Source organism: Acidaminococcus massiliensis (assembly GCF_900095825.1).
GTDB lineage: Bacteria > Bacillota > Negativicutes > Acidaminococcales > Acidaminococcaceae > Acidaminococcus > Acidaminococcus massiliensis.
Genome location: NZ_LT608315.1, coordinates 2,272,089 through 2,288,721, shown reverse-complemented (window position 1 = coordinate 2,288,721; position 16,633 = coordinate 2,272,089). Strand labels below are relative to the sequence as shown.

13 protein-coding genes are annotated in these 16,633 nt (G+C 54.7%); 11 read left to right on the top strand and 2 right to left on the bottom strand.

Annotated features, from left to right (window positions below; all coding sequences use genetic code 11):
* Positions 1 to 12: 12 nt before the first annotated feature.
* The 11 genes from BQ2657_RS10975 to BQ2657_RS10925 all read left to right on the top strand — a co-directional run bounded on the left by BQ2657_RS10975 (position 13) and on the right by BQ2657_RS10925 (position 15,161).
* Positions 13 to 3,084 carry a type I restriction endonuclease subunit R gene (locus tag BQ2657_RS10975; RefSeq protein ID WP_075580646.1) on the top strand — a complete coding sequence of 1,024 codons (3,072 nt, stop codon included), beginning with the start codon at positions 13 to 15 and terminating at the stop codon, positions 3,082 to 3,084.
* 427 nt (positions 3,085 to 3,511) lie between these two features.
* Positions 3,512 to 3,856 (top strand): type II toxin-antitoxin system RelE/ParE family toxin, encoded by a 345-nt coding sequence (locus BQ2657_RS10970; RefSeq protein WP_075580645.1) that lies wholly within the window; start codon positions 3,512 to 3,514, stop codon positions 3,854 to 3,856.
* A gap of 13 nt (positions 3,857 to 3,869) precedes the next feature.
* Entirely contained in the window at positions 3,870 to 4,142 is a 273-nt protein-coding gene (locus BQ2657_RS10965; protein WP_075580644.1) for a helix-turn-helix domain-containing protein, read from the top strand.
* 367 nt (positions 4,143 to 4,509) lie between these two features.
* Positions 4,510 to 5,679, top strand: a complete 1,170-nt coding sequence (locus tag BQ2657_RS10960) for an IS110 family RNA-guided transposase (RefSeq protein ID WP_075580209.1) — start codon at positions 4,510 to 4,512, stop codon at positions 5,677 to 5,679.
* 99 nt (positions 5,680 to 5,778) lie between these two features.
* Positions 5,779 to 10,788 carry a beta strand repeat-containing protein gene (locus BQ2657_RS10955; RefSeq protein WP_143224882.1) on the top strand — a complete coding sequence of 1,670 codons (5,010 nt, stop codon included), beginning with the start codon at positions 5,779 to 5,781 and terminating at the stop codon, positions 10,786 to 10,788.
* A gap of 242 nt (positions 10,789 to 11,030) precedes the next feature.
* Positions 11,031 to 11,972 (top strand): 50S ribosomal protein L11 methyltransferase, encoded by a 942-nt coding sequence (prmA, locus tag BQ2657_RS10950; protein ID WP_075580642.1) that lies wholly within the window; start codon positions 11,031 to 11,033, stop codon positions 11,970 to 11,972.
* A gap of 1 nt (position 11,973) precedes the next feature.
* Positions 11,974 to 12,708: a 16S rRNA (uracil(1498)-N(3))-methyltransferase gene (locus BQ2657_RS10945; RefSeq protein ID WP_075580641.1), complete on the top strand. Its 735-nt coding sequence runs from the start codon at positions 11,974 to 11,976 to the stop codon at positions 12,706 to 12,708.
* 12 nt (positions 12,709 to 12,720) lie between these two features.
* Positions 12,721 to 14,034, top strand: coding sequence for a tRNA (N(6)-L-threonylcarbamoyladenosine(37)-C(2))-methylthiotransferase MtaB (gene mtaB, locus BQ2657_RS10940; RefSeq protein ID WP_075580640.1), 1,314 nt, complete (start codon positions 12,721 to 12,723; stop codon positions 14,032 to 14,034).
* Positions 14,035 to 14,061: 27 nt separating this feature from the next.
* Positions 14,062 to 14,397, top strand: coding sequence for a histidine triad nucleotide-binding protein (locus BQ2657_RS10935; protein ID WP_075580639.1), 336 nt, complete (start codon positions 14,062 to 14,064; stop codon positions 14,395 to 14,397).
* Between the two features lie 106 nt (positions 14,398 to 14,503).
* Positions 14,504 to 14,680: a 30S ribosomal protein S21 gene (rpsU, locus tag BQ2657_RS10930; protein WP_012938095.1), complete on the top strand. Its 177-nt coding sequence runs from the start codon at positions 14,504 to 14,506 to the stop codon at positions 14,678 to 14,680.
* Between the two features lie 31 nt (positions 14,681 to 14,711).
* Positions 14,712 to 15,161 (top strand): GatB/YqeY domain-containing protein, encoded by a 450-nt coding sequence (locus BQ2657_RS10925; protein ID WP_075580638.1) that lies wholly within the window; start codon positions 14,712 to 14,714, stop codon positions 15,159 to 15,161.
* Positions 15,162 to 15,204: 43 nt separating this feature from the next.
* Here the strand turns inward: BQ2657_RS10925 and BQ2657_RS13455 are convergent, their stop codons facing one another.
* A complete protein-coding gene (locus BQ2657_RS13455) occupies positions 15,205 to 15,327 on the bottom strand; it encodes a hypothetical protein (protein WP_261796511.1) in 123 nt (40 codons plus the stop codon).
* Between the two features lie 13 nt (positions 15,328 to 15,340).
* Positions 15,341 to 16,492 (bottom strand): sodium ion-translocating decarboxylase subunit beta, encoded by a 1,152-nt coding sequence (locus BQ2657_RS10920; protein ID WP_075580637.1) that lies wholly within the window; start codon positions 16,490 to 16,492, stop codon positions 15,341 to 15,343.
* Positions 16,493 to 16,633: the final 141 nt, after the last annotated feature.

Below are 16,633 nucleotides of genomic sequence, written 5' to 3'. Positions count from 1 at the left end.
GGGGGAAACCGTATGACTTCCTATGAATCGGAAGAAAGCATGGAGCAGCACCTGCTCCGGCAGCTGACGGAACAGCAGTCCCAGTGGACCCTCCGGGAGGACCTCCACACCATCCAGGACCTGTGGGACAATTTCCGGCGGATCCTGGTGAACAACAACAAGGAGCTGTTTGACGCCCATCCGCTCACCGACGGGGAATTCCTCCAGGTGCAGAACCAGCTCCGTTTCCCCACCTTTTATGACGGGGCCAAATGGATGCTGGGCGAAAACGGAGTGGCCCGGGTGGACATCCAGCGGGAAGACGCCAGCCTGGGCACCATCCATCCGGTGGTGTTCAAACGGGTGGATGTGGCCGGGGGTTCTTCTGTATACGAAGTGGTGCACCAGATCCAGTTCCCCCGGAGGGAGGCTCTGGACCGGAACCGCAGGGGAGACGTGACCCTCCTCATCAACGGGCTGCCCATGATCCACATCGAGCTGAAGAACCGGGCCCATCCCTATATGGAGGCCTTCAACCAGATCAAGAAATACCTGAAAGAAGGGGTGTTCCGGGATATTTTTTCCACCCTCCAGATGTTCGTGGTATCCAACGGAACGGATACCCGGTACATTGCAGCAGCAGCGGAAAGCAGCCTGAATCCCCAGTTCCTGTCCCTGTGGCTGGATGACAAGAACCAGCCCCAGACAGACTATCTGTCCTTTGCCCGGGAGGTATTGTCCATTCCCGCGGCCCATCGGATGGTGTCCCAGTATACGGTGCTGGACAGCGAACGGAAGGCCATCATCCTGCTCCGGCCCTACCAGATCCATGCCATCGAAGCGGTGAAAAACGCCGTGAATCCCTATACGGATGGGGGCACCCAGTCCGGCTTCATCTGGCACACCACCGGGAGCGGCAAGACCCTCACTTCCTACAAAACGGCCCATTATCTGACCCAGATCCCCAGTGTGGACAAGGTAATCTTCGTGGTGGACCGGAAAGACCTGGACAACCAGACCACCGGGGCTTTCCAGGCCTATGCCCAGTATGACACCATCGATGTGAACGAAACGGACAACACCGGGGACCTGGTCAAGAAGCTCCAGGCCAAAGGCGGGGACGTGATCGTCACCACCATCCAGAAGCTCCAGATTGTTATGAAGCGGTACCCGGAAGGGTGCGACAAATACGAAAAGCTCCACAAGCTCCGGCTGGTGTTTGTGGTGGATGAATGTCACCGGGCGGTGTCCCCGGCAGCCCAGGCCCAGCTGGACCAGTATTTCACCCGGCCCCTGTGGTACGGGTTCACCGGCACCCCGATTTTTGAACAGGATGCCAAGAACAGCGCCGGGAACCTGCCCAAGACCACCCAGGAACAGTACGGCAAGTGCCTCCACCGGTACACCATCAAAGAAGCCCTCCACGACGGGGCGGTGCTGGGGTTCCAGGTGGAATACCACAACACTTTCGACATGGAAGAACTGGCCCGGGAGAACCATGTAACCGGCTGGGAAGAAGACCAGGACGGATTCAGCGTGGAAAAAGCCCTGCTCCAGGAGAAAATCCTGGATGCCGCCTACGAGGACGAAGGGCACATGCGCCAGGTGGTGGATTTCATCATCAACCGTTCCAGCGGGAAGTTGGGCCTGGACCGGGGGAAGGGGAACAGCTTCACCGCCATTCTCACCACCAGTTCCATCCAGCAGGCCCAGCGGTATTACCAGCTGTTCCAGAAGGTGAAGGCCGGAGAAGTGCCAGGGGTGGAAGTGAGCAGCGCCATCAAACGGAAGCTGGCGGATTTCCCCAAAGTGGCCATTACCTATTCCGTCACGGAAAATGAGGACAACAGCACGGTGAACCAGGACCGGATGAAGGAATCCCTGCAGGATTACAACGAGATGTTCGGCACCCAGTTCGGCCTGGACCAGCTGAACGCCTACAACGCCAATGTAAACGACCGTCTGGCCCGTAAGAAGGCCCGGTACCAGGTGCGGGAAGCCCAGCTGGACCTGGTGATCGTGGTGGACCGGCTGCTTACCGGGTTCGATGCGCCCTGCCTTTCCACCCTGTTCATCGACCGGAAGCCTATGCGGTCCTACGGGATCATCCAGGCCTTTTCCCGGACCAACCGGCTCTTTGACAGCCAGAAACGGTTCGGGCAGATCGTCACCTTCCAGGTGCCGGCCCATTTCAAACGGGCGGTGGATGAGGCCATGACCCTGTATTCCGCGGGGGGCGGCAGCTTTGTCCAGGCGCCCACCTGGGAAGAAGCGGAAATGAAATTCCGGGAAGCCCTGGGGAAACTCCGCCAGGCAGCTGCCAGCCCGGAAGCGGTAGATGGGCTGACGAAGAAGCAGAAAATCGCCTTTTTGAAGGCCTTCCGGAATTTTGACGATGCCTATGGGGATATCCAGGTGTATTCTGAATTCCAGGACCGTGACCTGGAACGGGATTACAAGATTGCCGAAGAAATCATCGAAAGGTACAGCGGCAAGTTCAACAATGTGAAAGAAGAACTCAAGAAGGACCAGGATGATGATGGGGATGAAGAGACCAACATCGTCGTCAACTACCAACTGCGCTGCTGGCACCGGGACCAGATCGACGAGGACTATATCCTGAAACTGATGGAAGCCACCCGGCCCGATGAATCGGCTCTGATGATTGCGGACAGTGCCAAAAACCAGAAGATTTTCCAGGAAATTGCCGAAGAAATCGAACGGTTCCGGAAGACCAATCCAGCCAGAGCCCAGATTCTGGAAGAAATCTGGCAGGAATACCGGGACAATCCGGCAGCCTTTGTGAACCAGAGCTTCGTGGATGTAATGAACGACCGGGTGCGGGCCAAAGCAAAGGCCATCATCGACAGCTTCGCCCAGGAATGGTGCGTGGACCCGGAAGCCCTGGAATTCTTCATGGAAACCTACGATGCAGGAAAAGATCCCCACGACAAACAGGTGAACCAGGACGCCTTGAAGAAGAACAGCCATGTAAAAGAATACCGGCAGACCCATCCGGATATCGGGTTGAAGTACTGGGGAAATTTGTTGAACGCGATCAGGACGATGTACGTGGAGAAGCTGCAGAAGTTGATTGAACAGTAAAGGCGGGATAAAATCCGGCTTTCATCGAAGCCCCGGTGAAACGGGCCGGCCGGAATGGCCGGCGCCCTATTGCGTGGGGCGAGAGACGTTTGGCGTAAAGAAAACGGACCTTCTGGAAAGAGGGTCCGTTTTTTTGAAAGAGGCTATTTTATCATTGTATATGGGCTGAATGTTCCCAGGATGCTGCTGGAACAGATCAGGGTAGAGAAGGTTTTACCCATTCGGAAGTAAATATATTTGGAAGCAGGAATCGCCTCAAGCCCAGCGCCTCACGTCTCACGCAGATAGAGATCATCTGCCAGGGCAAGATGATTTTGAACGAATTTTGTCAACGGTCAGCGGCCGAAGGATGGTATATCCAAGATTTAAAAGTTTGCTTTTATTCCTTTCGTGATATATAATAAATATATCATGAAAGGAATAATTTATGGAGATTATATTCTACACCGATATAAACGGCAATGTACCAGTAAAAGAATTCTTAGACAGTCTTGATGTGAAAATGCGGACAAAAATGCTTCGTTCCATTATGGCCCTGCAGGATTTGGGGCACAATCTCAGAATGCCATTATCGGAGTCGTTGGATGATGGTATATTAGAATTGCGGGCAAAGGTCGGCAGCGATATTACCCGAGTATTATATTTCTTTATTGTAGGCGACAGGGCTGTATTAACCCACGGCTTTGTTAAGAAAACGCAAAAAACGCCGGCTCGAGAAATCAAACGAGCTAAAGAGATAAGGATAGATTATCTGCATCGATGCATGGATTGAGGGGTGAAAGATCATGGATGATTTTGATAAGTATCTGAAAGAACAGATGAAAAATCCCACATTCAAAAAGGAGTGGGATAAGAGCGAGATGGAATACCAGCTGATGATGATGGTTTTGAAAGCCAGGAGCGAACAAAAACTGACCCAGTCTGAACTGGCACAGCGGACGGGCATCCGCCAGTCCAATATCAGCCGGATTGAAAAAGGACAGGCCATGCCCTCCATTGCAACGCTGTGCAAGATTGCTCATGGATTGGGGAAAAAACTGGAAATTAAGTTTGTATGATTGCTTTGTTTTTTCACCAGGCGTGCCTTTAGGGAGGTGCACAAGGATAAAATTTGCAGGCAAATTTTTTTAAAGGGAACCCTCCGGGCGGCCGGGAAGGGCGGGCCTTTGGCTCGCCCCTCGTATAATAGAGTTGTACCAGATATTCCCTTTTATAGTGAATTACGGTACGATTAGAATGGAGCTGTGGATCGGTTGCGCGCCCCTACCGCTTGACGGTTTTTGTAGAGTCCGACCACAGAATTCATTCAATTTGTTAATGAGTTGGATACCGCTCGACGGTTCATATCTAGCGAGGATACATTATGATGAAGTCTCTGTGGCTTTGATGCACAGCTGCCAATTCAAAAAAAGGAGGTTGATTTTTATGCTTTGTGTCGGAATTGACGTTGCAAAGCGGAAACATGACTGCTGTATCATTGACTCGGATGCATTGAAAACAGTTGAATCTTTTACATTTCCCAATTCACGGGAAGGCTTTGACATGCTCCTTTCCAAGATTTCTGAACTGGGCATTCCAAAAGATAAAATAAGAGTAGGATTGGAAGCAACCGGTCACTATTCCTCGAATCTCGCCCATTTCATCTCAGAACATGACCTTCCACTGCTCACTTTCAATCCGCTTCTCACGAATAGATACAAGCAAGGATTCAGCCTGCGTAAGACCAAGACTGATAAAGTCGATGCCTGCGCTATTGCACAGATGATTGTGTCAGGGAAAGGATCCCAAACCTACTCTTCTTCATTGTACCATAACGAGGAAATGAAATCACTCTCTCGTTACAGATCTCAAACCATGCAGAAGTGTTCCAAGCTAAAGATATCAGTTTCCCGTCTGGTTACGATTTTATTCCCAGAGCTGGAAGGGCTGACATCTTCCATCCATCTTGCTTCAATCTATGCGCTTCTAAAAGCCTATCCTGGCCATGAACAGATTGCTCATTGCAGCATGAAGCGGCTGACGCGCCTGTTAAGTGATGCCTCACAGGGGAGATTTGACAAAAGCAAGGCTTTGGAAATCCACCAGGCAGCATGCCGTTCTATCGGTAAAGTCTCGCTTTCGGCTTCTATGGAACTCGTCCATACCATTACGGATATTGAAGTGTTGAAGCAGCATATCGTTGAAATCGATGAGAAGCTTAAGGAAATGGTGGACCAGGAAGAATCTTCGATTATTGACATACCAGGGATCGGTTATACCCTTTGTGCCAGCATTCTGGGCGAAGTTGGTGATTTCAAGCGTTTTCCGGATGTCGACAAGCTCCTGGCTTACGCAGGGATGTCACCTTCCAAACATGACTCTGGAGACTACCATTCGAAGCATAACAAGATGGAAAAAAGAGGATCCCCCTATCTGCGAAAGACACTGTACCTTGCCGCCCGCCTGGTTGCACAGAACGTACCGAGATTCAAAGAATACCTTGAAAAGAAACTGTCAGAACACAAGCCTTACAAAATCGCTTTGTCCCATGTAGCCAAGAAACTGATCCGATTGATTTACCGGCTGGGTATTAGTGGCTGCCCTTATTTAGCCTGATTTTTTTAAGCCCACAAGAGGGGGCTTGGGTAAGTGCGCCCTTTTGCCAAGATCCATAGCAACTGAAATTTATTTTAAAATTGGCTTGACTTTATATAGTTGGTCTATTCCTATTACGGCATGCCCGATGATCCTACCTATCAGGATGGGATGTACTGGGTCACCGGTCCCGAAGGGGAAGCCAACAATGGAAAGGGGACCCAGTTCTACAGCAATGCCAATTCCAACTGGAAGACGGGGAATTATGGAGAAACCGTTTATGGGTATGTGAACTGGGATACCTATAAAGACGGGAACAAGACCCGTTCCCAGCCGGACAACAGTGCACCTTTCCTGACCGTAGGGTATGGCACCACCGGCAAATGGGACGATGCGGCCATGGGCGGGGATACCACCGTAGGCTTCATCAAGGAAACCAACCTGGCCAATTCCAGCCTGAACATCAAAGCCGGCACTGGCACTGTCAGCCTAGAAGGGGATATCGGGAAGGGCAAGGCCCTGGATACGGTGAATATCGAAAGCACCGGGGCTGTGACCATCGGGAATGAAAAGAATACAGCCACCAACTACAAATACGGCACCATCTATGCGGACCATGGGGTCTACCTTTCCGGGGGCACCGTATCGGTAGGCGGGGAAATCCATTCCGGCACCACGGATACCACTTCTTCTGCCAGCGACATCGCCACCCGTACCGATGGGTATCAGAACACCGCCTTCCAGCTGGACAGTGTGACCATCCAAGCGGCCGGTGATCTGACAGTCCACGGGGTGGAATCTAACGGGTATACCGACAGCAATAACACCCTGAACGGCGGGAAGATCAGCCTCACTTCCACCGGAGATAAGGGACGGATCACTTTGGGCACCGGGGTGGACTACAAGGGAGAAGCCACGGAAGGTACTCTGGCCGCAGCCAGCACTGCAGAAGGAGCCGTGGTGGTGGATGCCCAAGGCAGCCAGGGGTCCCTGGTGAACAGCACCACCGGCACATCTGCCATCACCACCGGTACCGGAGGCACCTGGCAGGTCTATGTGAATTCCCCCAGCGACTACGGTACCAGCCTGGGCAGCAATCTGATCAGCGGTACCAATGCCCAGTGGACGGCCAAATCCGATGCCAACAGCACGGTACTCGGCAACAGTTCCGGCAATACCCTTACGGACTATACGGATACCAGCAGCAACAAGTTCATCTTCCAGGTGACTCCGGTGATCACCATTTCCGGGGGCAGCCAACAGAAGACCTACGGGGATACCCTTACCGATGACCAGCTGCGGGATCTGCTGAGCACCTCGGCCACCTATAAGGATTCCAACGGCAGCGATATCGATGTGACCCAGTTCAGCAATTTCAAGGAAGCCGACTATCTGACCTACGTGACCAGTTCTGATGGGACAAAAACCGGGACGGATGCTGTGGCTGTTTCCAGTGATGGGGCAGCGGCAGGGGCCACCCGGACCCAGGGGGACGAAGACAAGACGGCTTCTGATGGGAAAAAGGCCTTCTATGTATTCCATGTAGATGAAAATGGGGCCAAGGCGCTGAACGGGTATGACCTGAAAACGGTCAATGGGGATATCGAAATTCTCCGGAAGACCTTGACCATCAGCACCGATGGCACCCAGACCTATGGCAATACTGCAGTGACCAATGGGACGCCTTCTTACGACAAAACCCAGCTGGTAAACGGAGATAAGCTGGGCGATATCCAATATACCATTGCCACCGACGGCAGCTATGCGGACAGCAAGGGCAGCAACGATACGGCCCACGTAGGCAGTTATGATAAGCAATACTTGACTTCCAGTGCAGAGATAAAGGCCAGCGACGGCAGCGATGCTTCGGCCAACTATGAGGTCACCGGCAGCGGCACCCTCACGGTGAACCCGGCGGATCTCTACCTGACGGTGGGGGATGTGTCCACCACTTATGGGACGGCCTTTGACACGGACAAGTATACCTACACCATTGATACGGCAAAAGGCGGACTGGTGAACGGGGATACCCAGGATGCTGTTCTGGGAGAAAAGTTCCTGAATTACACCAACACCGGGGATGCCACCGATCCGGTCAAGATTGCCAATGGGGCCCTGACCCAGAATGCCGGGACCTATGCACTCCAGGGGGCTGCCAGCAAGGAACTCTCTGACTATACCGTCCATATCACCAATGGGAAATCCACGGTGGAAAAGGCCAAACTGACCCTGACCGTAGGGGACGTGAACACAGTCTACGGAAATGACTTCGACAAGAGCCAGTACACCTATACCATTTCCGGCAACGCCAACGGGGATACGGATGAAACCCTGAAGAACAACCAGATCAGCGTCACCTACACCAACACCGGGGAAAAGACCGATGCCAATAACGACAAGGTAAAGACCCAGGATGTGGGAGATTGGAAGCTGATCGGGAATTTCACGGTTGCCGGCGATACAGCCAACAACTATGATGTTACCTACGTGGATGGGACATCCACTGTCACCCCAGCAGAGATCCATCTGAAGCTCAACGACGTATCTACCACCTACGGCACGGCTTTCGATACCAGCAAGTACGGCTACGATGCCAGTAAGCTGGAGATGGCCAACGGGGACAGCACGGATGTAGTGACGAAAGCCATTGGCAACGGGGATATCACCTACACCAACACCGGGGACGCTGCGGATCCGGACAATGAGAATGTGAAGACCCAAAACGCAGGAACAGGATACAAACTGACCGGGACCACGGAGAAGACCTTGCAGAATTATAAGGTGTTCATCGACGGGGCTGATTCCACCGTGGATAAGGCGGACTTGACCCTGACTTTGAAAGACGTTTCCACTACCTATGGGCAGGGCTTCGACAGCAGCACCTATGGGTACAAAAAGGATGCGGCAGATCTGCAGGGGCTGACCAACGGGGATGCCGCAGCGGCCATCACCGATGTCCTCCAGGACAGCGATTTCACTTATGTGAACGGCGGGGCGAAATCCGATCCCAATAACGAAAATGTCAAGACCCAGAACGCAGGCAGTTACCAGATTACCGGCAGCACTGCCAAGACCCTGGACAACTACAACATCAAAGTGGTGAACCCGGGGACTTCTACGGTGAAGAAGGCCAAACTGACCCTGACCGTAGGAGACGTGAGCACGGTCTACGGTACGGGCTTCGATAAGACGAAGTACACTTACACCATTTCCGGCAACGCCAACGGAGATACGGATGAAACCCTGAAGAACAACCAGATCAGCGTCACTTACACCAACACCGGGGAAAAGACCGATGCCAATAACGACAAGGTAAAGACCCAGGACGTGGGGGACTGGAAGCTGATCGGGAATTTCACGGTTGCCGGCGATACAGCCAACAACTATGATGTTACCTACGTGGATGGGACATCCACTGTCACCCCAGCAGAGATCCATCTGAAGCTCAACGACGTATCCACTACCTACGGTACGGCTTTCGATACCGGCAAGTACGGCTACGACGCCAGTAAGCTGGAGATGGCCAACGGGGACAGCACGGATGTAGTGACGAAAGCCATTGCCAACGGGGATATCACCTACACCAATACCGGGGACGCTACGGATCCGGATAAGATCGCCAAGGGCGCCAAGACCCAGGATGCAGGCACTGGGTATCAACTGACCGGGACTACAGAGAAGACCCTGCAGAACTACACCGTAAAGATCGACGGAGCCGATGCTTCCATCGACAAGGCCACCCTGAAACTGAAGGTGGGGGACTACACCGAAGCTTACGGGGCCGCGGACAAAGTGGGAGCGGACCTGAAGCAAACGGAAGTCACCGGGGAACAGAACGGGGATGACTTGGCGGATCTGGTTTCTGAAATCGGCATCCACAACACCTCTAAGGCCCTGCTGAGCGACACTCGGACCAATGATGTGAAGTACAAGGCGGACGGCAGCCTGGACAGCTACCGGATCGATACCCAGCTGGATAAAGACACGCTGAAGAACTACAATCTGGAACTGTCCGAAGGGACCATGACCCTGACCCCGGTGGCCATCACCGTGGATAATGAGATGATCCAGACCTACGGTTCGGCGGACCGGTCCTTCAAGGAAATCGCTACGCCGCCACTGGTGAATGGGGATACCATTTCCACCGCTGGGCTCACCATGACCCCCAAAGCCGGCGGGGCCTATGAAACCAACCGGGCCGGCCGGACTACGGCGGATGCCGGGATCTACAAAAATGACCTGGAATCTGACGGAGGCGGGATCGTCCATGAAAATGGCAGCGATGCCCGGAAAAACTACCTCGTCACCATTACCGGGGATGTGATCGTCAAGAAGGCGGACCTGACCGTTACTACCAAAGACGTGACTACGCCTTTTGGCACTGTGAAGTTCACCACATCCGGAGTGACGGGCCTCACCAACGGGGACGCAAAGAACGTATCCGACCTGAAGTTCAACTACGGGTCCTACGGCAATGCGTACCTGGACAACAATTCCTACACCAACGCTCCGGGACGGTATGAGTTCACTACGGAAACCACCAATCAGTATCTGGACTTCCTGAAGAACTACAACATCCTGGGCGGGGACGCCACGGTGACCATCACCCCGGTGGAAAGACCGGTGAAGCCGGATATCACGCCGGACAGACCCAATCCGGTGCCCGAAGGGAAAGGAGAAGTGGAAGAACCTTCCATGGACGATTTCCGGGGCGAAGAGGAACATCGGGACGGCGGACGGACCTGGTACCGGGAAAAGAAATCCATCCCCTTCTTCAAGGTACTGGACGGCAAGGTGACCAACTACGGTACCTTCGACGTGGAAAGCCTGCCGGAGAAGGTGCAGATCACTCCCAGCGGCATGCGGCTGCCGGAACCGGATCAGGCAAAGACCCAGCACCGGGAATACACCACCACCCTGACCCTGCCGGGCGGGGAAGGGACCTACCGGCTGGTGTACAACGGCGTCTCCTTCAATATCCATCCTGTGGATGCAGCAGCCCTCCAGCTGCTGGAAGCCGGGGATCCGAAGAAGAACAAGGAACTGTCCGAAGCGGCCCTCCACACCGGGTTCCAGAAAATGGGCCTGGGGCTGGAAGACCTGAAGGCGGTGTATGTGAGATTTAATTGAGGTTGCACACAAAAAGGACTGCTGCGGCAGTCCTTTTTGTGTGCCTGTCAGTAGTCAATGCATCAAAAGATATCAGATACCGCCCTGACAGGCCTTGAGATGTCAGACGTCAGCTTTCTTTGAATCGGATGGAGGCCCGTCCTGCTTATTACGGGCAATCTGACGTCTTCCACTTATCCACCTTCCCCCCACCAACGTAATATGGTATAATAATATGATATCTGTACAAAGGAGCGTTACATATGGAATCTTGGCTGCAAGTTAGCATAAAAGTTACCCATGAGGCCGTAGAGGCTGTGGCAGATCTGCTCCGGGAGGTGGGGGCCCGGAACGGGGTGGAAATCGAAGACCCTCTGCTGCTGAACCAGCTGCGGGAAAGTGCCACCTGGGAACTGTGCGACATCCCCCATCAGGAAAATACGGAAGTGGTCACCGTTTCTGCCTACTACCCGGAAAACGACCAGCTCCAGCAGAAACTGGACGCCATTGAACAGGGCCTCCAGGTGATCGAAGGCCGGATCGGGAAATTCCGCTTCGGCCCCACCCTGTTCCGGCAGATCAGCGAAAAGGACTGGGCCAACACCTGGAAACAGTACTTCCACACCACCAAAGTGGGGAAGAAGATCGTGATCAAACCTTCTTGGGAAACCTATGCCCCCCAGGGGGACGAAAAGGTCATCGCCCTGGATCCGGGAATGGCCTTCGGCACCGGCACCCATGCCACCACCAGCATGTGCATCCAACGGTTGGAAGACCTGGTGACACCGGACTGTGAAGTGTTCGATGTGGGCACCGGCAGCGGCATTTTGGCTATGGCGGCGGCTCTTCTGGGGGCCAAGACCATCCATGCGGCGGACATCGACGAAAAGGCCGTGGAAGTGGCCCAAGAGAACATTGCCCAGAACGGGCTCAGCAGCCGGATCACCGTGAACCAGGGGAACCTGCTGGACGGCACCCCGGGCCAGGCGGATCTGATCATTGCCAACATCATTGCGGACATCATCATCCTGGTGCTCCCGGAAGTGGCGGTGAAGCTGCGGCAGAACGGCCGGTTCCTGGCCAGCGGCATCATCGAGGAACGGCTGCCGGATGTGGAAAAAGCGGCTGGGGAAAACGGCTTCACCTTCCTGGATGTGAAACGGAAGGCAGGCTGGTGTGCCGTGACCATGGGAAAGGAAGGCTGACGTGTACCGGTTCTTTGTACCCCGGGATTTCGGGGAAACCATGTCCATCGACGGCCAGGACGCCCACCACATCACCCATGTGCTGCGGATGAAGCTGGGGGAACAGCTCCAGATCGTAAGCCTGGACCAGGTGGCGGCAGTGATGAAGATCACCGGCTTCGGGGAAAACCGGGTGGACCTGGCTCTGGTGGAAACCCTGGAAAAAAGCCACGAACCTTCGGTGAAAGTGACCCTGATCCAGGGGCTGCCCAAACAGGACAAGCTGGAATGGGTGATCCAGAAGGCCATCGAACTGGGGGTCACGGAGATCCGCCCGGCCATCATGGACCATTCGGTGGTGAAGGTGGACCCGGCCAAGGCGGCCAAAAAGCAGGAACGGTGGCAGAAAATCGCCGAAGCGGCGGCCAAGCAGAGCAAGCGGGACATCATTCCCCAGGTGGCCCTGCCGGCCAGGTTCCGGGACATAGTGACCCAGTGTCCGGCGGAACTGAAGATCGTGGCCTATGAAGTGGAAGACACCCGGGGCATCCGGGAGGTGCTGGCGGCCCATAAGGAAGCAACCTCCATCGCCTTCCTGATCGGTCCGGAAGGGGGCATCTCCAAGGACGAATTCGCCCTGACCCAGGAACTGGGCTGGCATTCGGTGAGCCTGGGGCCCCGGATCATGCGGACGGAAACGGCGGCTCTGGCCACCCTTACGGCCATTATGTACGAAACAGGGAATTTGGGAGGATAAGAAAAACACAGCATGAAGAAAATCGCTTTTTATACACTGGGATGCAAGGTGAACCAGTCGGATACCGCTTCCATGGAGAAACTGTTCCGGGATGCGGGCTATGAGATCGTGGATTTCGAGGAGCCGGCGGACATCTGTCTCATCAACACCTGCGTGGTGACCAACATGGGCCAGAGCAAGAGCCGGAAGATCATCCACCGGGCGGCCCGACGGGACCCCAAGCCTCTCATCGTGGTCACCGGCTGCTATCCCCAGACTTCTCCTGACGAAGTGGTCCACATCGACGGGGTGGACCTGATCATCGGGAACCAGGACCGGAGCAAGGTGGTGGAACTGGTCCAGGAACGGCTGGGAGAAAGCCCGGAAGAAGCCCCCATCAATGCGGTCCACGACCTGCCGGTGGGACGGGAATTCGAAGAACTGGATGCGGCGGTGGATGCCAGCCGGAACCGGGCCTTCCTGAAGATCCAGGAAGGGTGCGACCAGTACTGCGCCTACTGCATCATCCCCTACGCCCGGGGCCATCTCCGCTCCCGGTCCCTGGAAAACATCCGGGAAGAAGTGGCCAAACTGACGGCGGAGCAGTACAAGGAAATCGTCCTGATCGGCATCCATCTGGGCTGCTACGGGAAGGAAATCCCCGGGGGACCCCATCTGTCCGACGCGGTGAAGGCGGCTCTTTCTGCACAGCCCCAGGTGCCCCGGCTGCGGTTGGGAAGCTTGGAAAGCGTGGAAGTGGAAGATGCCCTGCTGGAACTGATGGCCCAAGAGCCCCGGCTGTGCGCCCATCTCCATCTGCCTCTCCAGGCAGGCTGCGACAGCACCCTGGAACGGATGCACCGGCCCTATGACACGGCCAAATTCGCCCAGCTGCTGGAGAAGATCCGGCGCCTGGTGCCCCATGTGGCCATTACCACCGACGTGATCGTGGGCTTTCCTGGCGAGACGGAAGCGGACTTCCAGGCCTCCCTGGATTTTATCCGCCAGTGCCGGTTCAGCAAGATCCACATTTTCCCCTATTCCCAGCGGAAGGGGACTCCGGCGGCGGTGATGCCGGACCAGATCTCCAACCAGGAAAAACAGGACCGGGTCCACCGGCTGGAAGAAGTGGATAAGGAAGGGAACCTGGCTTACCGGCAGGAACAGATCGGCCGGGAAAGCACCGTGCTCTGGGAGCGCCGGAACAAGAAGAACGGCCTGTGGGAAGGCCTCACTCCCGGATATGTGCGGGTGTATGCGGACAGTCCGGAAAACATGAAGGGAAAAATTTCTCCCGTTCGCTTAGAAAAGCTCTTTGAGGACGGGCTGAAGGGTGATATAATATAAGATATTCCATGAACAGGGGGTGAGACTGTGACTGACTGCGTATTCTGCAAAATCGTTTCCGGGGAGATCCCCAGCAAACGGGTTTACGAAGATGACCAGGTGATCGTGATCAACGATCTGAATCCCGGGGCGCCGGTCCATGTGCTGGTGATTCCCAAGGAACATACGGAGAATATCCTCACCGCATCCCCTGAGATCCTGGTCCATGTGAAGAAGGTACTGCCGGAAATCGTGAAGAAACTGGGCATTGCCGAAAAAGGCTTCCGGATTGTGGTGAACACCGGCGTGGAAGGGGGACAGACCGTGCCCCATCTGCATATCCACATCCTGGGCGGAAAAGAACTGGGCTGGCCTCCCTGCTGAAGATTGCGGATTTTCTGTTGACAGAGACCATAAATCTAAGGTATAATGACTAGGTGTTAATGTTAAATTACACTTCCCGAAAGAGATCGTGGAGGGAGGGATATAGATGACTGAGATCAGAGTTGGCAAAACCGAATCTTTGGATAGCGCTCTGCGCCGTTTCAAACGGGCTACGCAGAAAGCTGGCGTTCTGTCCGAAGTGAGAAAACGCGAACATTATGAAAAACCCAGCGTAAGACGGAAAAAGAAGTCTGAAGCTGCTAGAAAACGCAAATCCAGATAATCTTCAGGGACTTGATTTGGGGGCGTAGAAGATGTCTTTACGAGAGATTCTGCAAACCGACATGAAACAAGCCATGAAAGACCGGGAAAACGGCAAGCTTCGGCTGGCCGTTTTGCGTATGGTCTGGGCTGCCATTCGGAATAAGGAAATTGACGAAAAGACAGAGCTGAATGATGATGCCGTCCTGGCGGTCATCATGAAGGAAGTCAAACAAAGAGAAGATACCATCAAAGAAGTCAAGGATGCCAATCGGCCGGATGTGGTGGAGAAGAATCAGCAGGAAATCGATGTGCTGAAAAAGTATCTGCCCCAGCAGCTGAGCGATGACGAACTGAAAGCCATCGTGGAAGAGGCGATTGCCAAGACCGGTGCCAAATCCATGAAGGATATGGGCAAGGTCATGGGGACTGTGATGGCCAGAGCCAAAGGCCAAGCAAGCGGCCAGAGGGTCAATGCCATGGTGAAATCTCTGTTGGGCTGAAAAATAAAGGGTGTGCTGCACGCAATGTGCAGCACACCCTTTTTCATTCTTTCGCCGGGAACAGTTTGGTCAAGCCCCAGGTCAGGCCGGCGAAAAGGGCCATGACCACGAACACCAGGGGATAAGCGATGATGAGCAGTTCCAAAGATGCGGTAACGGAATCCATCTCTTTGCCTCCTTTACATGAGCACAGGGATCAGGGCCATGACCAGGCCGCCGGCAACCACGCTGGCTACCTGACCGGCCACATTCACGCCGATGGCCTGCTGGATGATGAAATTGGTAGGATCTTCCTTCAAGGCCATTTTGGAGATGACCCGTCCGGAGATGGGGAAAGCGGAAATGCCGCAGGCCCCGATCATGGGATTGATCTTTTTCTTCAGGAACAAGTTGGCCAGTTTGGCGAATAAGAGGCCTCCCACCGTATCGAATACGAAAGCTACCGCACCCAGGGCCAGGATCTTCAGGACCTGGAGGGTCAGGATGTTTTCCGCGGTCATGGTGGCTCCTACGGTGATCCCCAGGAGCAGGGTCACCAGGTTGGTCAGTTCATTCTGGGCACAGTTGGACAGGCTGTCACAGCAGCCGGACACTTTCAGCAGGTTCCCGAACATCAGGGCTCCGATCAGGGGTACGGAGATGGGGGCGATGATCCCGGCAATCAGGGTGACCATAAGCGGGAACAGGAAGAGGGCTGCCTGGGAGACGGGCTTTTCTTCCTGATAGGGCATCCGGATCAGTCGTTCTTCCTTGGTGGTCAGCAGCTTTACTACGGGAGGCTGGATGATGGGCACCAGGGACATGTAGCAGAAGGCGGTGACTGTCAGGGGCGCCAACATCTCGGTGGCAAATTTCTGGGCCACGAAGATGGTGGTGGGGCCGTCGGCGGCTCCGATGATGCCGATGGAAGCAGCTTCATTGAAGGGGAAACCTGCCAGGGCTGCACAGAGGGTGGCGGCGAAGATCCCCAGATGGGCAGCCGCAGCGAACAGCATCATGTAGGGGGCCCGGAGCAGGGGGGTGAAGTCACACATGGCGCCGATCCCGATGAAGATCAGCACCGGGAACAGCTCATTGGCGATCCCCATCTGATACAGGACGGTCAGGAAGCCAGGTTCTCCGCCGCTGGTGGGCATCACGGCGAAATGACCGGGGATATTGGCCAGGATGCAACCCACCCCCATGGGGAACAATAGGACCGGTTCGTATCCCTTGCGGACCCCCAGCCAGATCAGCAGGGCGCCGATGGCCAGCATGACCCAGACGGTCCAGTCGCCCATGCCGATGACACCGGCGAACAATTCTTGAAAGACTCTGCTTGCGTTTGACATACAATCACCTCATCATAGAATGTGCCAGGTAGAACATTAAAAAGAGGACCGGACATTTTACAATGCCAGGTCCTCATGATCCTTCCTACCCCTGTGCCATCCGCAGGAAGGGACTATCCAATTGGTATGGGTATTATAGCG

Bases quoted from the DNA above. Each gene is read 5' to 3' on its own strand.
- BQ2657_RS10975 (WP_075580646.1), top strand. From the start codon at position 13: ATGACTTCCTATGAATCGGAAGAAAGCATGGAGCAGCACCTGCTCCGG.
- BQ2657_RS10970 (WP_075580645.1), top strand. From the start codon at position 3,512: ATGGAGATTATATTCTACACCGATATAAACGGCAATGTACCAGTAAAA.
- BQ2657_RS10965 (WP_075580644.1), top strand. From the start codon at position 3,870: ATGGATGATTTTGATAAGTATCTGAAAGAACAGATGAAAAATCCCACA.
- BQ2657_RS10960 (WP_075580209.1), top strand. From the start codon at position 4,510: ATGCTTTGTGTCGGAATTGACGTTGCAAAGCGGAAACATGACTGCTGT.
- prmA (WP_075580642.1), top strand. From the start codon at position 11,031: ATGGAATCTTGGCTGCAAGTTAGCATAAAAGTTACCCATGAGGCCGTA.
- mtaB (WP_075580640.1), top strand. From the start codon at position 12,721: ATGAAGAAAATCGCTTTTTATACACTGGGATGCAAGGTGAACCAGTCG.
- rpsU (WP_012938095.1), top strand. From the start codon at position 14,504: ATGACTGAGATCAGAGTTGGCAAAACCGAATCTTTGGATAGCGCTCTG.
- BQ2657_RS10925 (WP_075580638.1), top strand. From the start codon at position 14,712: ATGTCTTTACGAGAGATTCTGCAAACCGACATGAAACAAGCCATGAAA.
- BQ2657_RS13455 (WP_261796511.1), bottom strand. From the start codon at position 15,327: ATGGATTCCGTTACCGCATCTTTGGAACTGCTCATCATCGCTTATCCC.
- BQ2657_RS10920 (WP_075580637.1), bottom strand. From the start codon at position 16,492: ATGTCAAACGCAAGCAGAGTCTTTCAAGAATTGTTCGCCGGTGTCATC.